Source organism: uncultured Abyssibacter sp. (assembly GCF_964000955.1).
Classification (GTDB): domain Bacteria; phylum Pseudomonadota; class Gammaproteobacteria; order Nevskiales; family OUC007; genus Abyssibacter.
In genome coordinates, this window is the sequence record NZ_CAXFCL010000353.1 from 1 (window position 1) to 3,998 (window position 3,998).

4 protein-coding genes, 1 tRNA gene and 1 pseudogene are annotated in these 3,998 nt (G+C 61.5%); 5 read left to right on the top strand and 1 reads right to left on the bottom strand.

Features of this window, described 5'->3' with window-relative positions; translation table 11 throughout:
• From ABNS06_RS17295 to ABNS06_RS17305, 3 genes and pseudogenes are all read left to right on the top strand, one after another.
• Positions 1 to 211: pseudogene (locus ABNS06_RS17295) on the top strand (hypothetical protein); the annotation flags it as partial.
• On the top strand, positions 208 to 483 hold the full coding sequence (locus tag ABNS06_RS17300; RefSeq protein ID WP_348675855.1) for an oxidative damage protection protein: 276 nt from the start codon (positions 208 to 210) through the stop codon (positions 481 to 483). The pseudogene ABNS06_RS17295 and the gene ABNS06_RS17300, both read left to right, overlap by 4 nt.
• 122 nt (positions 484 to 605) lie before the next feature.
• Positions 606 to 681, top strand: a tRNA-Phe gene (locus tag ABNS06_RS17305).
• Between the two features lie 234 nt (positions 682 to 915).
• Here the strand turns inward: ABNS06_RS17305 and ABNS06_RS17310 are convergent.
• Positions 916 to 1,341, bottom strand: coding sequence for a hypothetical protein (locus ABNS06_RS17310; RefSeq protein WP_348675856.1), 426 nt, complete (start codon positions 1,339 to 1,341; stop codon positions 916 to 918).
• A gap of 199 nt (positions 1,342 to 1,540) precedes the next feature.
• Here ABNS06_RS17310 and ABNS06_RS17315 point away from each other — a divergent pair, with 199 nt between their 5' ends.
• Together ABNS06_RS17315 and ABNS06_RS17320 are read left to right on the top strand one after the other, a co-directional pair.
• Complete coding sequence (locus ABNS06_RS17315) at positions 1,541 to 2,152, top strand: YitT family protein (protein WP_348675857.1); 612 nt, start codon at positions 1,541 to 1,543, stop codon at positions 2,150 to 2,152.
• Between the two features lie 182 nt (positions 2,153 to 2,334).
• Positions 2,335 to 3,342: a PHB depolymerase family esterase gene (locus ABNS06_RS17320; RefSeq protein ID WP_348675858.1), complete on the top strand. Its 1,008-nt coding sequence runs from the start codon at positions 2,335 to 2,337 to the stop codon at positions 3,340 to 3,342.
• Positions 3,343 to 3,998: the final 656 nt, after the last annotated feature.

A 3,998-nucleotide genomic window follows, 5' to 3' on the forward strand; every position in this document is an offset into this window, starting at 1 on the left:
ACAACTCGAAGACGGCACGACACTGCGTCAACCCAAGCCATTGACGCACGAGCTGAGTCACTTCACCTGGGAGCTGCAACCCGTCTGCGTTCGCAGCACGGTTTCATTCGAAGTCCGGGATGCGGACAATCTGGCCTGGTACGCAACGGATGCGCTGCCGGGCCTGCCCGCGCCCATCCGCCGCCTGATCGAACAGGATGCAAGCTCATGACCCGAACCGTTCAATGCGCCAGGCTCAACGCCGAACTCCCCGGCCTGGACCGCCCCCCCGTCCCCGGAGAACTGGGCCAGAAAATCTACGCCAGCGTGTCCAGGGACGCCTGGATGCAGTGGCTGTCGCACCAGACCATGCTGATCAACGAGTACCGGCTGGCGCTGGCCGACCCCAAGGCCCGCGATTTCCTGATGAAAGAAATGGAGAAGTATTTCTTCGGCGGCGACCTCACCGAGACCGGCTACGTGCCGCCCACGGAAGACGGTTGATTTTTGGGGGCTTTGCCGCTTTAATACGCGACCGCTGCGACGCTTGGTGATCCGCTCACCGACAGCAGCGACGTTCGATGCCTTCGCCCTTCGCAAGCCGTCGACCGCAAGCAAATCCTGATGGCCAAGTAGCTCAGTTGGTAGAGCAGTGGATTGAAAATCCTCGTGTCGGTGGTTCGATTCCGCCCTTGGCCACCATTTTCTTCGCGCTTCCCACGCGGGCCGATCTGTCAGGACAAGTGCGTTGCAGAGCCTTTGGAACGCCCGGTCGCAGCCATCAATCCGCACGAAGTCTCAACGACGCCAAGACCATCTTGCAGCCTTGCCGCCTGCTATCAGGCGAATCGACGCACTGCTTTTGATGACGTCGCGCCAGCACACGCTTGAACCGTCGGTGCAAGCGACAAGCCGCGCTCGCTCCCGCCAGTCAGCTCAGACCTGAGCCCAGTTCGGCGCCAGGCCGTGCTTCTTCGACAGGCGGCGCTGCTCGTGCTCCGACAACGCGTCCCAGACCGCCCGGATCTTGACGTCATCCGGCCAGAACAGCGTCACGCCGAACACGCTGTCGGCCCAGTCGTAGATGTTCTGCAGCAGATCGGCGAACTCGATGGGGTCCAGACCGTTCAGCATGCGGGCTCGCGGAGTATCGAACTGCCCAACGGCGAGCATCCCCTGCCCCAGGAAGGCGCGGGCGACGAACTCATGCATCTGGTCGGGGGAGAAACCGCAGGCGTCACCCAGACAGATCATCCAGTTCCAATACAATCCACGCTGCGAATTGGCCTGCATGGTCAGCGGGCGGCGGCGCTGAGCAACCACACGGGGCTCCTGCGAACATCGTTCAACCGCCTTCAGCATCTGGGTTCTCCCGTTGCGAATCGCCAAAATCGCTCACAACACTGAGTTGAGCAATTCGTGTGCCCATCCGGACCCGTCGCAGGATTCGATGTATGACCATTCGATCCCTGACCTGCGTACGAGAACCTGACCATGTGACGGCGCTGATCTTGCTTACGCCGCTCAGGCCCGATAACGACACCAGAGTAACGCCGCGAGCATGACCGATAAAGTCCGCCCACCTCGACATTCACTGTTCGAAGACCTGTTCGCGCTAGTCTGTTCCGCCGTGCTGGTCGGCATGGGCATCTACATGATGAAGCTCGCGGGCCTGCTGACCGGCGGCACCGCAGGGCTCGCGCTGAGCATCAGCACCATTGCGCCGGTGAGCTTCGGTCAGGTGTTCTTCGTCATGAACCTGCCCTTCTACGTCCTCGGCATCAAGACGCTGGGCTGGCGGTTCGCCACCAACACCCTGGTGGCCGTCACCAGTGTGTCGGTCTTCGCCGACCAGCTGGATCACCTGATCCGCTTCGAACACCTCGATCCGGCCTTCGCGGCCATCGGAGGCGGCGTGCTGGTCGGCATCGGCATGCTCATCACGTTCCGCCACAACGCCAGCCTTGGCGGGGTCGGCATCCTCGCCATCTACCTGCAAAAGCGCTACGGCGTTCGCGCCGGCAAGGTGCAGATGGGCGTGGACTGCTGCATCGTCCTCATCGGCTTCTTGCTGGTCTCCCTGCCCATGTTGCTGCTGTCCATCGGCGGCGCCATCGCGATGAACACCATCATCGCCGTCAATCACAAGCCGGGGCGTTATCAGATCGTGTGACGGACCACCCGTCGCTCAAGGCACAAGTCAGCAATATCTGACACCGACCGTGGAAGCTGCGCGACATCCCAGGCCGCCCCGGACGGTTAGGCTGGGCACAGCCGCACGGCGATCACACCCCTGATCGTGGCGCTTGCGCCTGCGGCCCCGAACGCTGATTCGTTCCCCCCAGGACAAAACCAATGATCCGACGGCTGGCTGTGCTCGCGCTGTGCGCATTCCTTTGTGCATGTGACTCGGATGTGGGTGATCGCGTTGGCGAAACCGTCGCGCAGCTGAGCGGCCGCCTAGCCGAGGCACGCGACCGGGCGCTGGAAGGTCTGGATCGCGGCATCACGCGCACCCGGGGCCAGTACCTCGACGCCACGCCCGGCACGCTCTCCTACGAAGTCACGCTTCCGTCGCGCGGGCTGGACCGCACCGTGCGGATCATCCAGCCCGAGGCCATGGTCGCCAACGCGCCGGTGCTGGTCCTGCTGCACTACTCCGGCGGCACCAACGAGAACATGGCCAACCTGACCCGGATCGGCCGGCTCGCGGCCGACCATGGCGTATGGCTGGTGCTGCCCGATGGTGTCGCGGGCCAGTGGAATGACGATCCTGCCGCGCCCTCCTCCGTAGACGACATCGCCTTTCTCGACGATGTCATCGCCATGATGATCTCGGACGCCCCGATCGACCCGTCGCGGATCACCATGGCCGGCATGTCGAATGGCGGCTTCATGGCGGCGCGCTATGCCTGCGAACGCGCCGAATCCATCGCCGGCTTCGCGTCGGTCGTCGGCTCCATGCGCAACACACTGGCCCAGAGCTGCCAGCCCACCGTCCCGGTGCCGGCTCTGCTGATCCGCGGCACCAGCGACCTGATCGTTCTGTACGCCAACCCGCTTGGCCTGCTCTCGGCGCAGGACATGTTCGACCTGTGGGCGGGGTTCAATGGATGCGCCGGTGACGCCACCATCGAGAGCCTTCCCGATACTGCCGACGACAACACGCAGGTCGAACTGCAACGCGCCACTGGCTGCATCGGCTCGGGCGACGTGCGCCTGTACAGCATCATCGGTGGCGGCCACGCGTGGCCGGATACCGACCCCTACACCAGCATCACGACCCTAGCGCTGGGTCGCATCAGTCGCGAATTCGCCGCGACGGACCTGATCTGGTCCTTCCTGGAGCCACTGAGCCGGTAACACCGAGGACGCGCGGTTCGGCACTTGGACTCAGCGTGCGAAATCAGGCCTTGAGTGTCAATTAGCCGCCGCGCCCCAGCATACAGGATTGAAGAAGAACTTTAATATAGTAATTTAATCAGTCACTTACGACGTTTTCTGATTGATTTTTCGCTTGTTGCCCAGCAGTTCACCGGACACTACGAGGGTATGTGAATGTCACGAGGCTGGCACAAAAGGTGAACGCTTGTTCTGGCGTTAGGATTTTGCCCCATCCTTAGAGGCCGCGTGAGTTGAGGCTCCGCGTTATGTAAGCGTTCGCCAATGCGAACCCATACGGATCCAGCTCGACGCTAAACAACGATCGTGGAGAAAATGGTCAGATACTCCCTTCATCTTGCTTCTAACTCCGCTCATCTGGAGCAGAACTTGCCATTCATCGTCAAGAGATGAACTTGTGAGAGATGTATGACATCATCCTGCCGTCAAACGGGGAGGGAATGCCGGCGACGAGTCGGCATCGACGACGAAAGTAAGTCGAGGAGAGGACGTCCATGAATGATTGGAATGATCTCGATCAGGTTAGGCAGGCGTTTAATGCGATGCGATTACCAATCGTTGAGCGGGACTTGGAATCTATTCGCGACGCCAAAGAGCAATTCATGAGGGGCGGTCTA